Genomic DNA, 22,848 nt, shown 5'->3' with positions numbered 1-22,848 from the left:
CATAGCCACGTCCTCTTGAAGGGCGTGCCTATGCCGCATCATCACTAACCGCTGTGGATTGCTTCCTGCTCGCAAGCAGATCACGTCGTCTTGCAGCAAAGCGCAGGGGGCGGGTTAACCGCAGACGCGAACCTGCTCGATCACCCTGTGGTGGTGGCGCCAATGCTTGACCAGTTCGATATGGCAGCGGTGATGGCGGTGGTGGCGTCGATAATCGCCATTATAGTTGTCATCATACTGCACGTTCTGGTCGTTGCCATACTGGTTGTCGTAATTCTGCCGGTGATGGCGGCGAATGACAATCTGGCCGCTATCGGACTGATCGTCCGGTGAATATTGGTTGTTGTCGTCGGATTGGATAATCACGCTTGCGGCCTGCGTCGGCGCAATGACAGCGGCTGTTGCGGCCAATGCCACCATGGAAGCCAGAAATAGCTTTTTCACGTCTCGTCCTCCTGCGGGTTCAATGCGTATCAACTCGCGGAGAGAATTAGCGTTCCAAAATGAATCGCGGCGCTCTTCGAAGACGTGCACGCAAGCCAGGCTTACAGGCGAACGAATGCAGTGAGAGGCAGATGGTCGGAGGCGACGCGCGAAAGCGGCGTGTCATGGGCTTCGACCGCTGCGATCATGCCGCGCCGATTGGTCATGATCCGATCGAGTGCCAGCAACGGCAGGTTCGAGGGGAAGGTGGGGACCGCCGGCGGCTGAGGCCCGAACGTCGCGTGCAGCGTGTTGAGGGCCGAGCGGTTGCCGAGCCGCCATTCGTTGAGGTCGCCAAGCAGCAAGGTCGGCTTTTCGTCCGGGCTGCTCATGAGATCGAGCACGACACGGGCCTGCTGAGAGCGCGAGTGGCGCAGCAGGCCGAGATGGGCGGCGATAATACGCAGCGTCTCGCTTCCGTTCAATTCGATCTCCGCCACCACGGCACCGCGCGGTTCCAGGCCGGGAAGCCTGATCTGATGCACGTCACGGACGACGCCCTTCTTGAACAGCAGCACATTGCCGTGCCAGCCATGGCCCTTGCCGGTGGCCGAAATCGGCACCGGCACCAGGCCGGTTTCCCGCTCGAGGCGAGGCAGGTCGAGAAGCCCGTCACGGTCGCCGAAACGGTTGTCCGCTTCCTGCAGTGCGATGACGTCAGGGTCGATCTCGCGGATGACGCGGCTGGTACGCTCGGGATCGAACTTGCGATCGACGCCGATGCATTTGTGGACGTTGTAGGAGGCGACCAGCGTGCCTGTGGTGGCGGTCGCCTTGTGCGCAGCCGCGTTTGCCTTCTGCATCCGCCTGTCGCGAATGGACAAAAGCATGTTTGCCGGGAGGCTGCGTCCGTTCATCCGCACCTTGTGCCTGCCATGCCTGCTGGTCTCACCATGCACCTCAAATAGAGTCTTTGCGCTTATGTTCCATGGCCGACACCAAACTATCCGTCAAACACGTCGTTTCGTTAAAGCCTTCTAGAGGTAGGGCGATCCCAGCCACAGGATGCGGTCGAAGAGCCGGATGATGAAGGGGCGGGCCCGCAAGGCGTCCAGCGTGACCGGAATGGCCGTTTCGATCGCCGATCCGATCCGGGCTTCGATCTCGCGGGCAAAGCCTGCATCGAGGACCTCCAGATCGATTTCAAAGTTCAACCGCAGTGACCGGGCGTCGAGGTTGGACGAGCCGACATAGGCCCACACGCCGTCGATCGACAGCAGCTTGGAATGGTCGAATGGGCCTTCCGTGCGCCATATGCGGCAATAGTTCTTCAGAATCTGGTCGAATTGCGCCGTCATGGCGCGGTCGACGAGGAAGAGATTGTTGACCGCCGGCACCACGACATCGATCTCGACGCCACGCCGGGCGGCGGTGATCAAGGCGCTGATCAGTTCGCGGTCCGGCAGGAAATAGGGCGACATCAGGCGGATCGATTTGCGCGCGACCGAGAAGGCGCCGATCAGCAGCTTGTGGTTGGTCTCGTTGCTGGCATCCGGCCCGGATGCGACCGCCCGCACCAGCATAGGCTGGCCGGGGGCCGGCGCCAGCGGGGCAATTCGCCAGGCGTCACCCTTCAGCCCTTCGTTGGTGGCGAAGCGCCAGTCTTCGGCGGCGACCGAGAACAGGTCGGCGACAACAGGCCCGGTGACCTTGAAATGCGTGTCCCTTGCGCTGTTGGAGCCGGCGAACTCGGCCGAAAAACCCTTGCGGATGTTCATGCCGCCGGTGAAGGCAAGCGTGCCGTCGACCACAAGAATCTTCCGGTGGGTCCTGAGGTTGGCGTAGGGCAGGCGCAGGCCCATGACGATGTTGCCGTTGAAGACATCGGCGGGGATGTTGGCGCGGCGCAGATGGCCCAGAATGCTGGGAACGGAGTAACGGGCGCCGACCGCGTCGATCAGCACCCGAACGGTGACGCCGCGCTGGACGGCGCCGGCCAGCGCCTCGACGAAGAGCAGGCCGACGGCGTCATTGTCGAAAATATAGGTCTCGAGCAGGACGCTGCGCTCGGCACCGTCGATTGCCGCGCACATGGCGGCATAGGCCTCGTCGCCGGTCTCCAGCACGTCGATGGCATTGCCCGGGTTGAGCGCGCGCCGCGCCACCCTGTCGCCCAGCGTCCGCAGGCCGGTGAAGCGCTGACCATAGCGCTCGACGATCAGCGCCTCCTCGGCGGCGATGTCGCGCTCATGCTTGGTGGCGGCCGCGTCGCCGGCAAGCGGGCGCTGCGCGGTGATCGTGGCGCGGCGGATGCGGTTGATGCCGGCCACGGCATAGATCAGCACACCGAGGATCGGCGACAGCACCATCACGCCGACCCATCCGGTGGCGGCGCGCACGTCCTCCTTGGTCATGACAGCGTGGGCGATGCCGACGGTCGCCATGACCACCGAGATGATCGCCAGGATTTGGGTCCAGTAAGTCGCAATGGTCTCGAACATTGCCGGGACTATCCAGCGAGCGGTTGCAGAAGGCAATGCGGTCGGTCCGTGCCCCCCATGCGGCGGACAATGGTCGCGACCCGACTGAGAAAATCTATCGGCAGCCAGAGTTTGAGCCGATGAAGTTTCCCTGACCTTCCGCTTGGGAAAACCAACTTGACGCCAGGGAAAGCATAGAGGTCGCGTGGTCTGGAATCGTTCTGTGCTGCCTTGGTGATCCAAACCTCCCTGTACTTTGGTACCACATCCATTGTATATCAGGTGAAACGAAATTAATGGTGCAACACTTTGATTGGAGGGCGGGGGGAGCGCCGAATGATGAGATTCAACTTCGAGGGGCCTCCCGTGGGAGATGGCGACATGTCGGCCCAGTGCCAGCGCCAGTTGCAGCCTCTCGTCCATGAAATCGTCCAGGCGGCGGTCGCGGCCGGCTGGAACCGGGACGATGTCCTCCTGGCCTTTGTCGAACTCACCTGGGATCTGTACGAGAAACGTCGCGCTGATCCGTAGCCGCCGGCCGTAACCTGTCGGTTCGACGCGCCCGTCTTGCCCGGTCGCCGATTCTGGTGCCAAAACGAAGCAATCGATTCGCGCAAGCCGCGCCACGGCTGACAAGCGAAACTCGGGCATGGCGAAGACCCCATCCCCATGGAATAGAATGCTCGTCAACTTCCTCGGTCGGTCATTTTTTCTGTCTTTTCGCGAATAAGAATTTTTCTTTGCGCATGGGAGTTCTTCCTTAGCAGAGACGCCTGCGTTACGTTGGTTCCGGGTTCGGGCAAAGGGGATTTCAAGCAGCGGCAAGGCGGCTGAGGCGACGCGAATGAACAATGCGGACGAAGCTCGGGAAAGCGGCGTTTCCCGAGGCGTCGATCGGGTAGCCCGATATGTGCTGGACATCATTCCAGAAAGTGCCGGTCCCAGAAGAGCCACCGCGCGCGGCAGCGTCATCCATTCCGTCCGCGGTCCCGGGTCGCAGACGTTCCTGGCCATGGAACATTCCACGGGAATTGTGCTGAGGCCGACACGCAAATTGAGAGCCTCGCTCGGCAGCGACAGGATCACGCAATACGACGCGCCGGTTGGGTGCCTCGTCATCAATCCCGCGGGTGTCGACAGCAGCCTCACCTGGTCGCAGACCAGGGAAAACGCCGTCATTTCCATCTCTCCCGAAGCACTATCGGACTTGGCCGCGCACGAGGTCGACCGCTCCGACGTGGAGCTCGAGCCACCTGCGTTCGGCACGGTCGACCTGAGGGCGCTCAACATAGCCCAGATGATCACCGCCGAGCTGACCGGCAAGCTGCCGCCGAACGAGCTCTACCTGGACTCGCTGCTCACCGTGTTCGGCGTGCATCTCCTGCGCACGTACACCGGCCGTAGCAGGCAGGCCGCATCGCCCAGGGGCGGGTTGTCCGCCGTTGGCGCCCGACGCGTGCGCGAGTATCTCGACGAGAACTTCGTGCGAAAGGTCATGGTCGCCGAGCTGGCGTCGGTTGCGGGGGTTTCCCCCAATCATTTCATAGCAAGGTTCGCCAGCACGTTCGGCATGCCGCCGCATCGCTACCTGATCAACCTGCGCCTGGACTTCGCGGAAAAGTTACTCGTTGACGGCGAGCTCGCAATCGCCGAAGTCGCCTACCTCGCGGGGTTTTCGGATCAGAGTCATCTGGCCGCAACCATGAAGAAGTACCGGGGAAGGACGCCGACCTTCCATGCTTCGGTCAAGACCTGAAAGCGCTGATATGACGAGATGGCCACAGCTGCCGACCAGAGATCAAAAGGCCGGAATTTCCTACAAAGGTTTCGGAGTTTTGCAAAATACGTCGGTCGCGACTGAGCCCATCTTGCGCGCGAGTCACCATCCGGTGCGCTTTGGCGCTTTCGAGCCAGCATTTGGAAGCGGGATGTGGAATCGTCCACGGGCATGCAGTGCGCGGCAATCAACAGCTTTGCTCCGAAAGCCGAAGCGGCGATGCGACAGCCGGCGCTGAACGTAAAAGGCGGGCTCTCCCCCAGCAGCGCCCGCAAAGTGCAGGACTTCCTCGATCAGAACTTCACGCGCAAGATAGCGCTCGCGGAGATGGCGGCGGTTTGCGGGCTTTCATCCTACCACTTCGTGCGGGCATTCTCGCGGACGTTCGGGGTGCCGCCGCATCAATATGTCCTCGATCTGCGGCTGGATTTCGCCGTGAAGCTGCTTGCCGAAAGCCGCATGACGATCGCTGACATCGCCCATTTGAGCGGCTTTTCGAGCCAGAGCCATTTTACTACCGTGATGAAGAAATACCGACGTTTGACCCCATTGCAAGCTCGCTTCGGTAAGCTTAAATCGAAGCTTAGGTGATATATTGATCGCTTCATTGTTTTACTTCGCCTTATCAAAGCGCTAACTAAAGTAACTATCCGTTAACTCCGGCGAAGTTGCCGCGTTTTTTTCTGACAAAACAGCAATTTCCTGAAATACGGCAAACCAGAATCATGGCTTTCTGAGAGTGCTGGAATTTGTCAGACATTTCCTGACGGCTGGCGAACGGAGAGGGACCATGACCGACAATCACATTTCGAGTGGCTCGTTTGTTCAGCTTCGCACGGCGCATTTCGCCAGGCATTGGATTGCCGGGGCCGAGCACGGTTCCCGCGCGCTCCGCCGCCGCCTGATGGCGGTGCTGCGCATGGCGCACCGCGTGCTCGGCATGCGCCGCAAGGGATCTGGACTCGGCATGCTCGGCATCGGCAGGGCGCTGGCAGGCGCACTGGCTGTGATTGCATTGGGCGGCATCGCCACGCCGGCATCATCACAGGTTTTCGGCGGCGGCGGCACGGCGAACGGGATACGCGGTATCGCGTTTGGGTCCGGAGCCGTGCAAAACGGAGCCGACTCGATCGCCGAGGGCACCAATGCCAGCGCGGGCGCCCAGAATGCCGTCGCGATCGGCTTCGGCTCGATCGCCTCCCAGATCAACTCCATCTATCTTGGCTCGCGCACCGTCGCCGGAACAGGCGCCAACGCCACGAGCGCCATCGGCATCGGGACGGATGTCACGGCATCCCAGGCGGACGCGATCGCGGTAGGACGTTCGTCCGTTGCGTCGGCGCAATATGCGGTGGCTCTCGGCCTGGACGCAAAGGCCACAGGCGCAGGCGGCGCAATGGCTCTCGGCCAAGGTACGATCGCAAGCAATATTAATTCGGTCGCGCTCGGCGTCCAGGCTAGCGCCACCGGGGGCGGCGCCAACGCCTTGGGCACCTTCTCTGTTGCTTCGGGAGGGAATTCCACCGCTGTCGGTACCAGTTCGTCCGCCACTGGTGGCTTGTCATTCGCCGGAGGCTGGTCGGCCGTCGCCAGCGGGGACAGTGCCGTCGCCTTAGGCAAGTCGGCCAACGCGGCAGGGCTGAACTCGACCGCGCTCGGCTCGAGCACCAATGCCTCGGCCGATTTCTCATTGGCGCTGGGTAACCAGGCCGTGTCGAGCGGTATCGGCTCGGTCGCGGCTGGCTCGGGATCCCAGGCCACGGGCGTGTCCGCCACCGCACTCGGCAACAATGCCGCGGCGACCGCCGCCAGCGCAACCGCGCTGGGACTGGGCGCTACGGCGAGCGGTGTGAACGCCAGCGCGATCGGCAAGCAGGCCAATGCGAGCGCGCAGAGCGCCATCGCCATGGGCGATACATCAGTTGCGAGTGGCACCGCCAGCACGGCGGTTGGCAACACGGCCGCTGCCAGCGGCGCAAACGCCTCCTCGTTCGGGTCTGGCGCGAAAGYGACAGGAGACAATTCCCTCGCTGCCGGCGTCAGCGCCAACGCTGGCGGAATTGGCAGTACGGCACTCGGTATCGGCGCCAATGCGTCGGCGACAAGCGCCATCGCCGTCGGCAACAATGCCAAGGCCAGTTCCGCCGAAGCGGTCGCCATGGGCACCAATGCGGTGGCGACCGGCGGCAAGGCCGTCTCAATCGGTTCCGGCAACACCGCCTATGGCGACGGCGCGGTCTCGATCGGCGATCCGAGCTTTGCCAGCGGCACCGGTGCCTTCACCGGCGGCGCCAACAACATCGCCAACAGCGACGGTACCGCAACCGCCACCGCCGCCAACCAGGCTGCGGGCGCCGTCGCCATCGGCAACAACAACAAGGCCATCGGACAGGGCTCCGTGGCGCTGGGCAATGGCACCACGGCAGGTGCCGCCGGCCTTGCGGGCAATGTCGCGCTCGGCGATGGCGCCACCGCGGCGGCGAGTTCCGGCGACGTGGCGCTTGGCTCTGGCTCGGTGACCACGGCGGCGGTCGGCACCAGCGGCACGACCATCGGCGGCACGGCCTACAGCTTCGCCGGCACGACGCCGACCAGCACCGTCAGCGTCGGTAGCGGGACCAATCAGCGCACCATCACCAATGTTGCGGCAGGACGAATCGCGGGCAATTCGACCGATGCGATCAACGGCTCACAGCTGTTTGCGACCAATCAGGCATTGCAGTCGGCCATCGCCGGGGCGGCGTCGCATTATGTCAGCATCAATGATGGCGGCACGGCGACCGGGAACTATGGCAACAATGGCGCGACGGGCGCCCAGTCTGTGGCCATTGGCACCAATGCCGGCGCGACGGGCGGCCGCGCGATTGCGTCCGGCAGCGGCGCGAAAGCCCTGGGCGACTTCGCGTCGGCTTATGGCGATAATGCCAGCGCGACCACTGCGGGTACCGCCATCGGCGGAGGCACCAACGCCTCCAACCAGTTCGCCTTCGCCGGGGGGTTCCAATCCACGGCGTCCGGGGTTTCGTCCGCGGCATTGGGCCTGCACGCTAATGCGACCGCCGACAACGCGATCGCCATAGGCACGAGCACGACTGCCAACGCCGTCGATGCCGTCGCCATTGGCGATAGCTCGACCGCGACCGGCGCCACCTCGACGGCTCTCGGCAGCGGTGCCAGCGTGTCGGGTGGACGGGCGATTGCGTCCGGCAGCGGGGCAAAAGCGCTGGGCAACTTCGCGTCGGCTTTTGGCGATAATGCCAGCGCGACCACCGGGGGTACCGCCATAGGTGGAGGCACCAACGCCTCCAACCAGTTCGCCTTCGCCGGGGGTTTCCAATCCACGGCATCCGGGGTGTCATCCACGGCATTGGGTCTGCACGCCAATGCCAGCGCCGACAACGCGATCGCCATGGGCACGGACACGATCGCCAATTCCGCCGATGCCATTGCCATCGGCCATGGCTCGACCGCGGCCGGCGGCAAGGCAACCGCGATCGGCGCCGGCAACACCGCTTTCGGGGACGGCGCCGTCTCGATCGGCGATCCCAGCTACGCCAGCGGCACCGGCGCCTTCACCGGCGGCGCCAACAACATTGCCAACAGCGACGGCACGGCGACCGCCACTGCGGCCAATATGGCGGCGGGCGCTGTCGCCATCGGCAACAACAACAAGGCGATCGGGCAAGGCTCCGTGGCGCTGGGCAACGGCACCACGGCGGGCGCCGCCGGCCTCGCGGGCAATGTCGCGCTGGGCAATGGCGCCACCGCGGCGGCGAGCTCCGGCGACGTGGCGCTGGGCTCGGGCTCGGTGACCACTGCGGCCGTCGGCACGGCCAATGCCGTCATCAACGGCACCACCTATGCCTTCCAAGGCACCACGCCGACCTCGACGGTCAGCATTGGCGCGCCAGGCGCGGAGCGCACGCTCACCAATCTGGCGGCGGGGCGGATCAGCGCGCTGTCGACCGACGCCATCAACGGCTCGCAGCTCTTCGCCACCAACCAGGCGGTCGACGCCATTGGCACCACGCTCAACAACATCAATGTCGGCGGCGGCATCAAGTATTTCCATGCCAATTCGGCGCTGCCGGATTCCCAGGCGCTTGGAACGAATTCCGTCGCGGTCGGACCCAACGCCGTGGCCAACAATGCGGGCGATGTAGCGATCGGCCTGAATTCCGCATCAGGGACCACCACGGCGGTCGGCGGCGCGACGATCGGCGGCGTGAACTACACCTTCGCCGGCACCACGCCGGCCGGCGCCTTCTCGGTGGGGTCGGCTGGCGCCGAGCGCCAGATCCAGAACGTCGCGGCCGGACAGTTGAATGGCGGCTCGACCGACGCGGTCAACGGCTCGCAGCTGTTCGCCACCAACCAGCAGGTGACGCAGAACACGACCGATATTGCCAACATCGGCAGTGGCGTCACCAATCTTGGCAACACCATCAACAACATCGCCGGCGACACCTCGACCGCCTATACCGACGCCAACGGCATAGGCATCCGCTACGCCCGCACCAACGAGGCCGGGCTGGCGCAAACCGATTCCTTCGCGCAAGGGGTAGGCTCCACCGCCGTCGGCTACCAGGCGACCGCGACCGGCGTCAGCGGGCTGGCGCTCGGCCGCGGCACCCTGGCCAGCGTCGACGGCAGTGTGGCGCTTGGTTCGGGTTCCGTGTCCGACCGGGCCGTGGCGCCCGCCACCGGCCAGATCGCGGCCGGTCCTTCCAACTTCATCCAGTACAACACCACCGACAAGACGCTGCTCGGCGCGGTGTCGGTCGGCACCGCCACGTCCTACAGGCAGATCACCAATGTCGCCGACGGCACGCAGGCGCAGGACGCGGTGACGGTTCGCCAGCTGCAGGGAGCGATCGCCTCGGTCTCGGTGACGTCGACCAAATATTTCCATGCCAATTCGGCGGCCGGCGACTCGCTCGCGGTAGGCGCCGAGTCGGTCGCGGTCGGCCCGACGACGGTCGTCAACGGTGACAATGGCATCGGCATCGGCAACGGCGCCATTGTCGACCAGACCGCGCCCGGCGGAACGGCCATCGGCCAGAACGCCCATGTCATGCTGGCCGACGGCCTGGCGCTCGGCACCAATTCGCTGGCGTCCGGCATCCAGTCGGTGGCGCTCGGCGCCGGCGCCCAAAGCACCTTCATCAACAGCGTGGCGCTGGGCGCTCAGTCCATCACCTCGGTCGGCGCCCAGGCCGGCTACACGGCCTTTGGCCTGACGGGCCCACAGACCTCGGTCGGCGAGGTGTCGATCGGCGGCGCAGGAGCCGAACGCAAGCTCACCAACGTCGCGGCGGGCTCGGCCAATACCGACGCCGTCAACGTCTCCCAGCTCAAGGGCGTGTCGCAAAACGTCGCCAACCTGTTCGGCGGCGGCACCACGGTCAATCCCGACGGGTCTATCACCGGCCCGACATACACCATCCAGGGCAACAACTATTCGACCGTCTATGACGGGTTCACGGCCGTCAACAACGCGCTGACCAACATCAGCAATGGCGGCGGCATCAAGTATTTCCACGCCAATTCGACGCTGGCCGACTCCACCGCCAGCGGCACCGACAGCGTGGCGATCGGGCCGGCCAGCGTGGCCAGCGGCACCAACAGCCTTGCCGCCGGCAATGGCTCGACAGCCACGGGCCAAGGCGCGGTGGCGCTTGGCCAGGGCGCCAAGGCCAACAACGCCAATGATGTGGCGCTGGGTTCGGGCGCGTCGACGCAGGCCGCGGTCGGCACCTCCAGCACCGTCATCAACGGCAAGACCTACACCTTCGCCGGCACCACCCCGATCGGCACCGTCAGCGTCGGCAGTGCCGGCGCCGAGCGCACAATCACCAATGTCGCCGCCGGACAGATCAACGCCGGCAGCACCGATGCGATAAACGGCTCGCAGCTCTACGCCACCAACACGGCGATCCAGGATTTGAAATCGGGCCTCGGATCGCTCACCCAGAACGCCGTCACCTATGACACCAATCCGGACGGCAGCAAGAAGAACAGCATCACGCTGCAGGGCGGCGACGTCAACGCGCCGGTGGTCATCTCCAATGTCGGCCCTGGTGTTGCCGGCACCGACGCGGTCAATGTCAACCAGCTGAACCAGGGCCTGAGCACCGCCATCAGCACGTCCAACACCTACACCGACAAGGTGGCGGCCACGACGTTGCAGCAGGCCAACAACTATACCGACCAGAAGCTCAGCCAGCTCAATACCGACATCGACGGCATACGCGACGAAGCCCGCCAGGCGGCGGCGATCGGCCTTGCCGCGGCCTCGCTGCGCTACGACGACCGTCCGGGCAAGCTCAGCGTCGCGGCCGGCGGCGGCTTCTGGCGGGATTCGAGCGCCTTGGCCTTCGGCGCGGGCTACACGAGCGAGGACGGCCGCATGCGCGGCAACGTGTCGGGCACGGCCGCCGGCGGTCATGTCGGCGTCGGCGCCGGTATCAGCTTCACCTTGAACTGAGGCTGGAATGAAAGGACTTGCCGCACTGACTTGCCTGGTGCTCTGCGGCGGCCTCGTGCCGGCCGCGGGGCAGGTGGCGTCGCCGTATCGGATCAAGCCTTCGGACGTGGTGCTGCCGCCCGACGTGAAACTGGGAATGTATCAGCGCACGATCCGTCCCTTCGAAAACTGGACGCTGATCTGCGACGAGAACCTCAAGGCCCGCAAGAAAGTCTGCAATGTCTCGCAGGTGATCGAGGATACCTCAGGCAAGATGGCCTTCAGCTGGTCGCTCGCCGCCACGCAGGACGGCAAGCCCTACATGATCGTCCGGACCGCGCCGAACGCCAGGAGCGACGGCCTGGTGTCGCTGAAGTTCGACGGGCGGGACCAGGCGATCGACGTCCACCTGAACGGCTGCAATGACGTGGTCTGCGTCGGCATGCTGCCGGTCGGCCCCGTCATGCGCCAGCAGATCGCGCAGAACGCGACGCCGGCGATTTCCTATCCGACCGTCGACGGCCAGACGATCACCGTGACAGCAGCAACACTCAAGGGGCTGACGGCAGCCCTTTCGCCACTCAAATGACCGGGGCAGCACAATGAGCCAACAGGACCAGTTCACGTCCGTAAAACGCAGCAGCCCGGCCGTCGAGGCGGATCGGCAGAGGCTTGTCGAACCGCCACGGCGGCGATGGCCGCGCGTCGTCGGATTTTCCCTGTTGGGGCTCGTCGTGGCGGGCCTTGGCTTCGCCGCCGGGAACTATGCCGCGATCGCCAATCTGGTCGGCAGCGCGACGGCCGCACAGGCCGAGACCGCCAACCCGGCGCTTCCGGACACACCCTTCCTCGAGCATGTCAAACAGGCCGGGGTGCAGGCCTGTTCGACCATCTATCCGGTGCTCGGGCAGATTTTGACGACAGGCACGAAATACAGCGTCAAATCGCTGTGGAACGACCAGGCGGCCGACAAGCATGCCGTCCAGGCCTTCGTCGGCATGGACTATGCGACGGAACACTATAGCGGGCCTGCCGCCGGCGTCGTTTTCGCATCGCCCACCGCTTCGGGTTGCGAGGGGACAATGGTGCGGGTGGCGCCGTTCGCCAGCCCGTGCGCCGACCTCCCGTCCATTCTTCCGCAAGGCAGCAAGATCACCGATCATCTTGGGCAGGTCGAGGTGTACGAGCTCGGTGGCAATGCCGGGGAAGCCCTCCTGCTGCCGACGGGCAAAAGCTGCGTGGTGATCTCCGTCGCTTCAGCGGCGAAGTAGGCGAAGCGACCAGGATCAAGGAAAGGGGTGCCGACCATGAGATTGCGGGCTTTGGCCGTTTTGGGCTTGACCTTGTTGTGGAGCGGGCACGTCGTCTCGGCCGACCTTGTGGCGCCGCCGGAGCCGCAGCAGGAGGAAAAAGGCATCTGGGCGGCCATCGCCTATTCGCAGTCCGACAGCAAATACGGCTTCTTCTGGGGCGCCGACAAGCGGCAGGAGGCGAAGGACATCGCCCAGAAACATTGCGAGAATGCCGGCGGCAAGGCCTGCAACGTCGTCTCCGTCTTCCGCAATCACCGCCATTGGACCGATGACGACGAGACCGGCTTTCCCTACAAGCACTGCGGCGCGCTGGCCATGGCCGACAAGGTCGAGAACCGTTTCACGCCCTGGGGCGTGAACTCGGCCGAGACCCGCCGCGAGGCCGAAGACCTCGCCTTGCAGGCCTGCGAGGCCTCAGGGGCCAAATGCAAGGTCCGTGAATGGGTCTGCACATGAAGCGTGGCCTCAAGGCCGCCTGCGCATACGGGGCAATCGCATTCTCGTTGATGTCGCCGGCGTCGGCTCAACAACAGGCGGCTGCTGCTCCAGACGGACCATCATCGCTGCGCGAAGTCTATCAGGACTGGAGCGTGTCCTGCTCTGTCCAGGAGAACGCCAGGGTCTGCTCGCTTTCGCAGGACCAGGTCCAGAAGAACGGCCAAAGGCTGCTTGCCATGGAGATACAGAAACGCGCGGACGGGTCGACGATAGCCACCTTGCTTCTACCCTTCGGCATCCTGCTCGATCCGGGCGTGACGCCGCAGATCGACGATCAGCCGCCCTTGTCCCCGCAGCGCTTCAGGACCTGCCTGCCGACAGGCTGTATCGCGGTGTTTTCCATTGACCGATCCGTGCTCGGAAAGCTGAGGGTAGGCACGGTGTTGAAGCTCAACGTCACGACCGATGCCGAGACCCCTCTGACATTCCCGGTGTCGCTGCACGGCCTGACCGCGGCGCTTGACCGCATGGTCGCGTTGAGCGCACGGTAAGGACAAGGGCGGCGGCCTGCGATGATGAAAAAGGCCTATGTCAAACCCACGCTTGTGAAAGGCGGAAAGCTGACCGAGCGCACGGCACAAATCGTGGCATCCGGGATCATATTGGGCGAGTAATCGTATCTCCTGACGCCGACGGCTATTTTTCCCGCATCGCCCGGCGGAAGTTCTGCGTGATCGGCTCGGCGAGGTAGGAAAGCACGGTGCGGGCGCCCGTGCGGATCATTGCCTCGCTCGTCATGCCGGGCAGCAGCTTGCGGCCCTCCAGCTTGGTGAGTTCGCCCTTGTCGATCAACACGGTCGCGGCGAAAAACGCAACGAACTTGCCTAAAAACCCGTCAAATAAGGAAACCAGAGCTTAGGCATTTTTTCAAGAAACAGCTAATATATATTAGGCTATAAAAGAAAGCGTAGACTGTCGCGACGATCGGCGCCGACGTTTCGCAGGGCAGCGGGGTATGCGGTAAAACACGAGGAAAAGCGCCGCCCATTCGTACGGGGTTCCCGGCAAAATCGTGCTGATGACCTGCACGAAGCAGAATAATGTGCAATTCGGCGGTCCGTTGCCGACCGACCGCTTATGATGGGGAAGAACTTGATGCGGAACACTATGCTGGGCTTCGCGGCACTTGCCCTGGTTGCATGCCAATCGGCTCCTGTGGAGCCGCAACCCGCCGCTGTCGAACCTCCGTCAGCTCCGGTTGTCGCTCCCCCTGCATCGGCTCCCGCGACCGCTCCTGCAGGTTCGACCATCATGGATCCATCCGTGACGATTACGCCGCCAGCGAAGGGCGTTCCAACAAAGTACGCCGCTTTTTCGGGCATGTGGGCCGGGCGATTGGAGGGCACGTATGAAGCCAAAGTGGCCGTGCAGACGATTTCGCCAAACGGCAAGGTGACGGTCACCTTCGCGTGGGGCAATCTGGGCGACAACAATCCGGGAGAGGCCGCCGGTGAAGGAAGAATTGTCGGGGCCACATTGAAGCTCGGGCGCCTGCCGAATGGCGCCGACATCAGTTTGACGATGTTGCCTGATGGCACGCTGGCCGGAACCTATGCGCTCGCCGGCCAAACCTACACGGGCGCGTTCACCAAGCAATGATCAGGGAAGCGTCCGCATGTTCGCCGGGGACGGGTGGCTTGGCGAGCGACTGAGGGACGCTGACGCCGCTCGATGCAGGCTCTCGCGTAGCGCCGCGCCGATGACATTGGTGATCCACTGCGGCTCGCTCGCCGATAAACCGGCCAACCTCGTCGTCAACGCAAGTAGCTGGCCGCGATTGATCGCACCTGCCGCAAGGTCTGTCGTCGAGAAGTGGTAGCGGGAGAGGGCTACCGCCAATACAGCGCTGTTGTAGAAATCGTTTGCTAATGGACGTTCGCAGCGAGTTAATACGGTTCGCTTGAACCGCCTTGCGGCGCTTATATCAAGGGGTTTCCCATAGGGCCCCCCGGCAAGATCGCATATGTCCGCGCATCCTTCAGTGTCGTCGCTGGTAGGACAAATGACTGGCCTAAGTGGTGACAACGCGTCCCAACCCCCGTCCATTGGTTCGAAACTGTTCGCCTGCATGAATGAACACGTCGCGGGGTACCGTGTTTAAAACATCACCGAACCGGTCGGCGCTCCCGTCAGTTCACGAAACAGCGCCCGTGCGACCGAACCGCTATAGTCGCCCCGAGCAAGCGCAATCACTGTATCTCCATCAGCATCGACCTGCATGGCAAACTCGGCCGTCGTTCGCGAGGCGATCGGCGTGGATGCTCAATTTGAGCAAGAACTCTATGTACGAGCGAAATCAGCCAGCCCAAATACACTGTCTCATATTCGGGCAGCGCCTTGCCAAGGCGGGTTGCCTAACATTGATCACGCGGGCCTCGATCAGCCCATCAGAGGTCAGCAGCCGCCTAAACTGCTCGTCTCCAGATTGGAAACTCCGCAACACAGAGGTTGGCTGATGCCCGCAAGCAAGCTGCCGTTCAGCCAGTTGCGCAACCTGTGGCGCCCGGTCCTGACCACAAACGACAAGGCCAGGACATTCGCTCTTGCCAAAGAGATCGGCTACAAGGTGCGGGCCGAGGAGATCACGACGAAACCAAAGAAGCGTTAAAGGCCATTGCTGCGGCGGTCCGCAGGCCCTCATGCAGCCGTAGGCGCTCGTGGGTGCCGGTCTGTCGCAAGCTCAGATGAATTCGACCTCACCACCAAGCGCATCGCCATCCTCACCAACCACATGAAGGGCGAGGGCTCGCATCTCGGTGATGCCGGAGAGCGGACTCCTTTAGCATATGCTTGACTAGAGAAGCGTCGTGGTGCTTCTGCTTAGCTGGGGTCGGAGGCACGTGCATGACTGCATATGTTAGACAAGGTCTTGTGGAAATCGGGGCCAACCCTGCTCCGCGGCGGCGTCCGACCAAGCGCCCTTCCTTCCGCGAACAGGTGGCGGTCGCGGCGCGGTTGCTCGCTGCCCTCGCCAACGACAAGCGCCTGTTGATACTCATTCATTTGAGGGATGGCGAAAGAACGGTGTCAGATCTGCTCTCCCCAGTGGGCTGCACTAAACACTCCATTTCGCTACATCTAAGAGAGCTCGTCGAACATGGAGTTCTCAAGTGCCGCGCCGAAGGCTCCTGGCGGTACTATTCCTGCAAGTCCGAAGAAGCCAAGGCTATCATCAGGTTGCTTGATTATCTGGCCAGAAAAAACGAGCTTCCAGCATTTCCATCTTGGGTTCCGCAGCGACCTTGCAGAAAGAGGCGATCAACGTAGGCCGTCCGATTGGCTTGACAACGCTCGTTCGCTCCACCGAGGTGCGAGCGCGTTACAAGATCGAAACACACCATGGGACAAGCTTGATCAAGGCCGGTAAAGAGGTGTGGCCACCGCAACCAGCGCAGGAAGGGTAAGGACATTAGTTTGTCGAGCCAGTTGATCAAGAGCCTGATTTATGCGTGCGCGCAGCGGCCGGCGAGCATACCTCAAATCGATTTTTGCTGGCATAGCGCCTCAGTCGGCGTCCGCCCTCTTTCCTCTTTACTATGGCTCTCAAAAGAATCGCGGCCGATAGCGTGACAAGCTCGAATGATATATAACGATTGCCTAATGTGCGTGCATTTCCCTGGGGGCAATTTTGGGCATGGCCAGTTCTACAAACCGAAAGGTGCTATCGAGAAGCGTGGTCGAAATGGGCCTCTTCTCTGCGGTGATGAACACCCTGGTGTTAATTCTGCCTCTCTACATGCTGCAGGTATATGATAGGGTTTTGCCCGCCGCGAATCTGGATACTCTCACCTACCTAACATTGCTTGCACTCTCTTCGCTCTTGCTCTTCGGCGTGCTCGAAGTCGTGCGGGGTGTATATGCAAGCCGGCTCGCCGCGCGACTCGATGTTGCGTTGGGTGCATCGTCTTTTCTCGCTGCAATGAGTGGCCCCCGCGCTGGGCTCGGCGATGTCCAGGCCTTGCGCGACTTGGCCACCTTGCGAAGTTTCATCGCTTCACGAACCATTTTCTTTCTATTTGACCTTCCTTTCGGGCCAATCTTCGTGGGCCTCCTTTATTTCATTCATCCGTTGCTTTTCCTGGTAACGGTCATCGGGGCGGTTCTCATGGTCGCCATCGCCGTGCTGAACCAGGTCGCGAGTTCGCGACCTGGCCAGGAGGCGGCGGAGAATCTTGGCGCCTCAATGAATTCGGCTCAGGCCTTCGCCCGAAACTTCGAAACGGTTCGCGCGCTCGGCATGGTGTCCAATGCAATAGAGTTCTGGGGGACCCGGTTTTCCGGCTCTCTGCACGCCTCCGATGGTCTCGCTCGGACTAACGCATTTTATGGCGGTGTGTCTCGAACGACGCGGTCGATACTGCAGATCGCGATATTGGGTGTCGGCGCTTATCTGGTTCTGCACAACGAGATGACCGCCGGTATGATATTTGCGTCCTCGATGATTTCCGCGCGCGCTTTGCAACCTCTTGATCAGATCATTGGAAGCTGGCGGCAGATCATCGACGCCAATCTTGCATGGAAGCGGCTTTCCGCTGTCCAATCGAGGTCCGGACTAAAGGAAAATGTTGCATTGCCGACGCCCGAAGGGGCGTTGAGCGCGGATCAGGTAGTTTATCATCTTCCAGGTTCGGCCGATGGCGCGCTACCGCTCATAAAGAGGGTGACCTTTGAAGTCCCCGCTGGCGAAACAGTCGCGATCGTCGGGCCAAGTCAGGCTGGAAAATCGACTCTGGCGCGTCTCATAGTCGGTGCCATTGAGCCCCGTTCGGGAGCAATCCGCATGGACGGCGGCGATATTCGAAACTGGGATCCTGAGGAGCTTGGCCGTCATATCGGCTATCTTCCGCAGGATGTAGAACTCTTCCCGGGAACCATCGGCCAGAACATTGCGCGTTTCGAGCCGGATGCGCCTGATGACAAATTGGTTCAAGCAGCCCAGCAGGCGCAGGTGCATGAACTCATCCTGGGTCAGAGGAATGGATATTCGACGGTGATCGGCCCGACCGGCGTTCGCCTTTCGGGTGGCGAGCGTCAGCGCATTGGCCTTGCGCGCGCCTTTTACGGCGATCCCAAGCTGTTGGTTCTCGACGAGCCCAATGCAAATCTCGATTCCGACGGCGAAGCCGCGCTCGAGCGGGCGATCATCCAGGCGCGTTCACGAAAAACGACCGTGCTCGTCATCACCCACCGACCCTCGCTCGCTTCCAAATGCGATCGCATACTCATGCTGCGCAATGGCCAGGTCGAGATCTACGGTTTGACCAAGGACGTGCTCGACCAAATTGCCCAGCGACGGGGCCAAGCGGCGGCGGCCGCGGCCGCTCAGTCGCATGACAACGAAGGAGTGGTGCCTTTCCCCTCACCGGGTCGCATGGAGATAAAGGTCGCCAATGACGGTTCCTAGCCAAACCATACAGGCGGTCGGCAAGACGTATCGCTGGCAGCGCAACATCGATACACGCACAGATCGGATCACGCTGGCGGGATATGCAAGCGTGGCCGCTTTCGTGCTCTGCTTCGGGTTCTGGGCAGCCACTGCACCGATTGGGGGAGCGACGATCGCGCCAGGCGTGGTCGCAGCAGCTGGGCAGAATGTCATGATCCAGCATCTCGAAGGAGGCGTCGTCAAAAGCATCAGGGTCCGGGAAGGCGACAGGGTATCAAGAGGCCRGGCCCTGATCGTGCTCGATCCGACGGTGGCGCAGTCCCAGCTCAACCGCGTTCTCAAGCAGTGGGTTGCACAAAAGGCTGAAATTGCGCGGCTTGAAGCAGAACGGGACGGTCTGGAGAAAATCGTCCTGCCCGGTGACCTGGGAGCCTATTCGGGAGCGTCGGAATTCAGTGACGTCTTTGCACAGCAGACAAAGGAATTTCAGGCTCGGTTAGCGCGTTATACCGCAGAACAGGCGATTCTGATGCAACGGGTGGCAGCCCTTCAGGACGCTGTTGCCGGCCTAAGAGCGCAGAAGGAAGCTGCAGAAAACCAGCTCACAATCGTCAATGCGGAAACGGAACGCAAAAAGCGCCTTTTAGAAAGAGGACTGACAAACCGTTCGGAATATACCGATCTTCTACGCAGCACCGCTGACTTGGTAGGTCAGGCGGGATCTCTGGAGGCGCAGATCGCCACCTCGGCCACCCAGACCGTGGAAGCGCGTCAACAGATTGAGCGGCTTACGACCAGCCGGGTCGAGGACGCCGTCACCGACATGAACAAAGCACGGGCGCAGGTCGCCGACCTCGAGGAACAAATCAACGCTGCTCGATCGGTCCTGGACCGCACGACCATCCGGGCGCCGGTGGACGGCATCATCGTTCGATCGCTCTACAATTCTCAGGGCAGCGTCATCCGAGCGGGGGAGGTGGCGATGGAACTCCTGCCGACCACGAACGAGCTCATCGTCGAGGCCAGGATAAAGCCCGAAGACATCGACTCAATTCGGATCGGGCAGGACGCAAATATGATGTTCACGGCGCTCAATGCGCGCACGACGCCGAAAGTACCCGGAAAGGTGTTCTACATTTCGGCGGACCGGCTGATAACACCCAGCACCGGACTGCCTTACTTCACCGTCCGGCTTAAAATGGCCGACAAGCTGCCACCGCAGGTCAAGCCCGAGCAGGTCTATCCGGGCATGCCGGTCGAAACATTCATTTCAACCGGCGAACGGACCTTTCTGGCTTATCTGACCAAGCCCCTGGTGGATTCGTTCCAGCGCGCCTTCAGGGAGAGATAGGCTCGCCCTGCCTCCTGGATATCGGAAGTTCAGATGTGAAGCGGGCGCCGGATTGATCCTGCGCCCGCTCCATATTGGAGCGCGCGGTCTTCACGTCACACGAAGTGGAAGTCGTCCGCTGGATTATACGCGACCACGGTCCGGCCAGTACCATCGTCAGCGAGCGTGAAGGTGCCCGTATCGTACGCGCCGAGCAGGTGGAGTGTGGCGTCATGAGTGCCGTCCGAAACCAGCAGCGTTCCCCCACTTCCGTCCTGGTTTGCATGATAGGCAGCGGACGTTCCGGTGCCGAACAAGATGTCTCCGAAATCGATCTTGTCATCACTGGTCATGCCGCCGATCCTGCCGCTGAAGTCGAAGGAATCGTCCAACCGCAAGGTGCCGGCTGCATTCGCCCCGAAGATGACGTCCGCGGAAGAGGCGGCGTGAAATTCCAGCTGCGACATGTTGCCGATGATGGCATCGCCGTCACCGGTAACCTGACCGCCTATCTCGACGTCGCCGCCATTGGCCCAGATCAGTCCGGAATTGGCGACGGCACCATGGATTTCCAGGCCACCCGACCCCGTCGCCTCCAGCGTTCCCGAGTTGACGACGGTGCTGTCTCCGGTGTCGATGACCAGCGCGTGCGAGCCGGTGGCGATGATCGTTCCTTGATTGTCGAGGGACAATGAACCGCCGCCCAGTTGACCGGCGCCGGAGATGGTGTTGTCGACATTGGTCAGGGCGACATCAGCAGCCGTGCCGGAGACCACGTTCGCATCGCTGTCCGATAGCACGATCTGTCCGCCGCCCTGCAGCGTGATGCCGTGCTGGATCAGCTGCAACAGGCTTTCGCCGCCAGTCGAGTCGAGCGAGATGAGGCCTGTATTGTTGATCGTGCCGCTCAGGGGTAGCAGAGCGCCGTCGCCGATCGTCATGGTCCCAGGATTGTTGACCACTGGCGTCTGGTCGAAGACGAAATTGCCTCCCGTAAGCGCGTTCGAGTGGACGCCGTCAAGCATGATCGACTGCCCGTCGGCAAGCGTGATCACCGCGTTATTGTTGGCGTCGTCCGCCATGTGCGCCTGGACGTCAGCGAAACTCACGAAGCCGGAATAGCCGATCAGATCGATCTTGTCCGCCGCCGCGTCGAAGCTGTGGACTGTGTCATTGCCGATCGGCTGCGAGAAGACGAACAGGTCGTTGCCGCTCGAGCCGGTCAGCACGTCGTCGCCCGACCAGGCGAAGATCGGCGAACCTTGGGCGTAGGCCTCGACATTGTCGGCGAACCGCATAGTCACGCTTGAGCCATCAGCTTGTGCAAAATCAACGGTCACGTCCAGATGCAGCGCGCCAACATGTTCGGCCGACGAAGTCACCGTCAGCGTACTGATATCCGTCGTCGTGGCTGTCCAGGTGCCATCGGCCTGCTGCGTTCCGCCATTGAGAACCCAGCCATCTGGGGCATTGGTGATGGTGACCGTGGCTGCCTGGCCCTGAAGTTCGGCAGGTGCCGCCAAGCCCAGATTGATGGCCTCTTCGGCTACGCCCGCAGGAGCGAGTGCCGATCCAAACGCGAAATCCGCCGCGCTGAGGGTACCGGTGATGCTTGCAAGAGTAGTAAGGTTGTCCAGGTCTGCAACGAGAATCGCTCCACCTGCTGCACTCGGATTTGCATCGTAATAGACCTGCGCGTGGCCTACGGTTGAATTAAGGAATACAAACAGCGCGCCAGTGGTGATATTGGTATAATTATCGATCGTTGATTGAACGGTTGCCGTGGCCACGGAGGCGTCTGTCTTGATGCCGACTTCTGTGTTGGCCACATTTATCGTGGCGTTGTTTCCATTTTTGACGTTTTCAACCGTTGTATCGACATCACCGATAGTGAATCGACCAGCGGTAACGGTAAATTCCAGGATATCACCGCTCGTATTGAAGTCCGTAATGTGGTCGCCGGCATCGCTGGTCGCGAGATATGCGAACGTATCGTTCCCGGATCCGCCTGTCAGCGTGTCCGCGCCACCATTCCCCACGATCCTGTCGTCACCATTTCCACCGGAGATGGTGTCATTACCCGAGCCGGTCTTGAGGGTATCGCTGTCGTTTCCACCGACGACAACAAAGGCTCCAGTTGTAACGAGGCTCGCATCCAGATTGAGCTTTCCATTGCCACCGATACCAGATGCGTCGATAGTCAACGTCCCATTGTTTTGGAAGGTCGAAGTGAAGGTTATATTGTCGGTATGATTTCCGTTGTTGGTGTCGACTATTTTAAAGAATTCAAAGTTTGTGAGAAAAAGATTTCCCACGCCATTGCCAAATGTGAATGGTCCAGGGGAGCCACCAGTGACGATTAGCGTGTCCGTGCCGGTGCCGCCGGTTATGTTATCCGTACCGTTCAAGGTCAAATTTGTTCCATTCAGGGTGTTCGTGCCGCTCGCGTAGAAGATGACGTCGGTCGGACTGGTCGTCAGCGTACCCGGGTTAGGGCTCACTTCATTGATGGCAACGGTGTCGCTATCGCTCAATCCACCCTGATCCGTCGTGGTGATCGTCAAAGTATCGGCGCCGACAAAAGTGTCGGTTGGATTGTAGAGAAGGCCATTCAAGGCGTTATTGATGTTCGCCACGGTGCCGGAGAAGGTCATGTTGGTGTCGGTCGTACCGTCACCGGTGGTGAACGAGAGGCCAGTGGTACCCGACAGCGTGAGCGTACCGTGCGCGACCGACAGCGTCACCGCCTCGGTACCAGCGCCTACATCAACGTCGGTGATCGAGATGAGTTTGGCGCCGTTGAATGTCACGTTCGTATTTTGCGCCACCTCCTGCGTACCAGGGACCGTATTCATAGGCGCATCATTGGCGCCATTGATGGTGACGGTGAGCACGGCGGTGTCGGTCAGGSTGCCGTCGCTGACGGTATAGTTGAACGTGTCGGTGGTCGAACCGCCTGTATTGAGCGCCTGCACCGCGGCATCGTTCTCGTTGACGACGTAGGTGTAGCTGCCGTTGGCGGCAATCGTCAGCGTGCCGTGTGCGCCGACCAGTCCGACGCCCAGCGAACCGACCGTGCCGGCGCCTTCGGTGCCGCCGGTGCGGATCGCGCTGACCGTCAGGCCGGCGCTGTCGACGTCGGTGTCATTGGTGATGACGTTGCCGGTGGCGTTTG

17 protein-coding genes and 1 pseudogene are annotated in these 22,848 nt (G+C 62.0%); 13 read left to right on the top strand and 5 right to left on the bottom strand.

Annotation, left to right across the window (positions count from 1 at the left end):
* Nucleotides 1-114 precede the first annotated feature (114 nt).
* From AC1DPX_RS34480 to AC1DPX_RS34470, 3 genes are all read right to left on the bottom strand, one after another.
* Complete coding sequence (locus AC1DPX_RS34480) at nt 115-444, bottom strand: hypothetical protein (RefSeq protein ID WP_477242429.1); 330 nt, start codon at nt 442-444, stop codon at nt 115-117.
* Nucleotides 445-545: 101 nt separating this feature from the next.
* Entirely contained in the window at nt 546-1,286 is a 741-nt protein-coding gene (locus AC1DPX_RS34475; protein WP_244730735.1) for an endonuclease/exonuclease/phosphatase family protein, read from the bottom strand.
* Between the two features lie 174 nt (nt 1,287-1,460).
* A complete protein-coding gene (locus AC1DPX_RS34470; protein WP_477242427.1) occupies nt 1,461-2,924 on the bottom strand; it encodes a phospholipase D-like domain-containing protein in 1,464 nt (487 codons plus the stop codon).
* A 315-nt stretch (nt 2,925-3,239) separates the two neighbouring features.
* Here AC1DPX_RS34470 and AC1DPX_RS34465 point away from each other — a divergent pair, with 315 nt between their 5' ends.
* The 8 genes from AC1DPX_RS34465 to AC1DPX_RS34430 all read left to right on the top strand — a co-directional run bounded on the left by AC1DPX_RS34465 (nt 3,240) and on the right by AC1DPX_RS34430 (nt 13,448).
* The gene (locus tag AC1DPX_RS34465; RefSeq protein WP_202358126.1) at nt 3,240-3,434 is read left to right on the top strand and encodes a hypothetical protein; all 195 of its coding nucleotides are present in this window, start codon (nt 3,240-3,242) and stop codon (nt 3,432-3,434) included.
* Between the two features lie 313 nt (nt 3,435-3,747).
* Entirely contained in the window at nt 3,748-4,659 is a 912-nt protein-coding gene (locus AC1DPX_RS34460; RefSeq protein ID WP_477242425.1) for an AraC family transcriptional regulator, read from the top strand.
* 174 nt (nt 4,660-4,833) lie between these two features.
* Nucleotides 4,834-5,271, top strand: coding sequence for a helix-turn-helix domain-containing protein (locus AC1DPX_RS34455; protein ID WP_477242423.1), 438 nt, complete (start codon nt 4,834-4,836; stop codon nt 5,269-5,271).
* 199 nt (nt 5,272-5,470) lie between these two features.
* Nucleotides 5,471-11,167, top strand: a complete 5,697-nt coding sequence (locus tag AC1DPX_RS34450; RefSeq protein WP_477242421.1) for a beta strand repeat-containing protein — start codon at nt 5,471-5,473, stop codon at nt 11,165-11,167.
* 7 nt (nt 11,168-11,174) lie between these two features.
* The gene (locus AC1DPX_RS34445; protein ID WP_477242419.1) at nt 11,175-11,735 is read left to right on the top strand and encodes an invasion associated locus B family protein; all 561 of its coding nucleotides are present in this window, start codon (nt 11,175-11,177) and stop codon (nt 11,733-11,735) included.
* A 13-nt stretch (nt 11,736-11,748) separates the two neighbouring features.
* The gene (locus AC1DPX_RS34440; protein WP_477242417.1) at nt 11,749-12,417 is read left to right on the top strand and encodes a hypothetical protein; all 669 of its coding nucleotides are present in this window, start codon (nt 11,749-11,751) and stop codon (nt 12,415-12,417) included.
* 36 nt (nt 12,418-12,453) lie between these two features.
* Nucleotides 12,454-12,915, top strand: a complete 462-nt coding sequence (locus tag AC1DPX_RS34435) for a DUF4189 domain-containing protein (RefSeq protein ID WP_477242415.1) — start codon at nt 12,454-12,456, stop codon at nt 12,913-12,915.
* Nucleotides 12,900-13,448, top strand: a complete 549-nt coding sequence (locus AC1DPX_RS34430; protein WP_477242413.1) for an invasion associated locus B family protein — start codon at nt 12,900-12,902, stop codon at nt 13,446-13,448. Before AC1DPX_RS34435 ends, AC1DPX_RS34430 begins: the two co-directional genes overlap by 16 nt.
* A 145-nt stretch (nt 13,449-13,593) precedes the next feature.
* Here the strand turns inward: AC1DPX_RS34430 and AC1DPX_RS34425 are convergent.
* A pseudogene (locus AC1DPX_RS34425) lies at nt 13,594-13,767 on the bottom strand (HlyD family type I secretion periplasmic adaptor subunit); the annotation flags it as partial.
* 453 nt (nt 13,768-14,220) lie between these two features.
* Here AC1DPX_RS34425 and AC1DPX_RS34420 point away from each other — a divergent pair.
* From AC1DPX_RS34420 to AC1DPX_RS34400, 5 genes are all read left to right on the top strand, one after another.
* Entirely contained in the window at nt 14,221-14,556 is a 336-nt protein-coding gene (locus AC1DPX_RS34420) for a hypothetical protein (protein ID WP_477242411.1), read from the top strand.
* Between the two features lie 619 nt (nt 14,557-15,175).
* On the top strand, nt 15,176-15,565 hold the full coding sequence (locus tag AC1DPX_RS34415) for a hypothetical protein (protein WP_477242409.1): 390 nt from the start codon (nt 15,176-15,178) through the stop codon (nt 15,563-15,565).
* 236 nt (nt 15,566-15,801) lie between these two features.
* Nucleotides 15,802-16,224, top strand: coding sequence for an ArsR/SmtB family transcription factor (locus tag AC1DPX_RS34410; protein ID WP_477242407.1), 423 nt, complete (start codon nt 15,802-15,804; stop codon nt 16,222-16,224).
* A gap of 367 nt (nt 16,225-16,591) precedes the next feature.
* The gene (locus AC1DPX_RS34405) at nt 16,592-18,361 is read left to right on the top strand and encodes a type I secretion system permease/ATPase (protein ID WP_477242405.1); all 1,770 of its coding nucleotides are present in this window, start codon (nt 16,592-16,594) and stop codon (nt 18,359-18,361) included.
* Nucleotides 18,348-19,694, top strand: coding sequence for an HlyD family type I secretion periplasmic adaptor subunit (locus AC1DPX_RS34400; RefSeq protein WP_477242403.1), 1,347 nt, complete (start codon nt 18,348-18,350; stop codon nt 19,692-19,694). Before AC1DPX_RS34405 ends, AC1DPX_RS34400 begins: the two co-directional genes overlap by 14 nt.
* A gap of 95 nt (nt 19,695-19,789) precedes the next feature.
* Here the strand turns inward: AC1DPX_RS34400 and AC1DPX_RS34395 are convergent.
* The coding region (locus AC1DPX_RS34395; protein WP_477242401.1) for a VCBS domain-containing protein at nt 19,790-22,848 on the bottom strand (3,059 nt) is incomplete at its 5' end.

The organism is Mesorhizobium sp. 01N446 (assembly GCF_056399285.1).
This window is presented reverse-complemented; position numbering and strand designations above follow the sequence as displayed.